At 33.1% G+C, this 933-nt stretch carries 1 protein-coding gene; it reads right to left on the minus strand.

Features of this window, described 5'->3' with window-relative positions; translation table 11 throughout:
- The coding region (locus IAI56_RS15765; RefSeq protein ID WP_342354548.1) for a MauE/DoxX family redox-associated membrane protein at window positions 1-933 on the minus strand (933 nt) is incomplete at both ends.

Here is a 933-nt window from a genome sequence, read left to right on the forward strand (position 1 = left end):
TATTATTTTTTGAAGGCTAGGATTGTAATCTAGTATACCATCAGAGTCAAAGACACCATCGATTTGCTTTTGCAAAAGAGAATTATTCCAACGTATGTTGTTTTTATCGTAGGAGTGTTTTAGTATTCCAAGAGTACTCTCATTGTTACTTTGTTTTCTACTTCGGATTACTGCAAGTGTGTCATCAATAGGTTCAAAAGATGAAAATCGTTGAGCATTAATAGGAATTCGATTTGCATTCCAAGTCGTAATCATTCCTTTGAACAAACAAGGCACTGTTCCATCTGAGAGATAAAAAGTTGTGTCTAGAACACGAACTTGTGCTGCACGATAGGGTAACGAATAATCATCAAGTTTAATTTTATATTGCTTCATTTTTTTTAAATCGAAGTCTATTTCCATTACCGTTAGAGGAGCGCTATAATTACCTAGATAAAAACTTTTATGATTACTCCCAGCAAAATAATGACCAACGTAGTTTAGATTGATTTGCTGTTTTTTATTATAAAGATGAGGTGGATATCTGCGAACAAAATTGTTTTCTTGATGAATAAGTTGCTCCGATTTTAGGAATAGAAGTACAACAGTAATAATTGCTACACTACTACTTATTGCTAGCAACAGAATTTTAAAATTAATTGTAGCGATTTTGATAAATGAATACTTTTCAATCTCCGTTAGTATAATTGCAAAAGCGGATAGGCAACAGAAAAAGAGATTAAAATAGAGATGTTCTGTCCAATTCATTTTTTCTAATATACCGCCACAAGAACAGGGTATATATTCACTAAATTGAAGTATAATGAAGATGTAAGCCGTGAACATCACCATTAAAAGAAACGAACCTATTAAAGCTAAAAACTGTGTTCGCCGATTCATTAAAAGAAGAGCGAGTGTAATTTCAATTAGAGGCACGCTCCACGCTACCCATCC

The sequence above is a fragment of the Flavobacterium macrobrachii genome (genome assembly GCF_014486675.1).
In the GTDB taxonomy this organism is placed as follows: Bacteria; Bacteroidota; Bacteroidia; order Flavobacteriales; family Flavobacteriaceae; genus Flavobacterium; species Flavobacterium macrobrachii.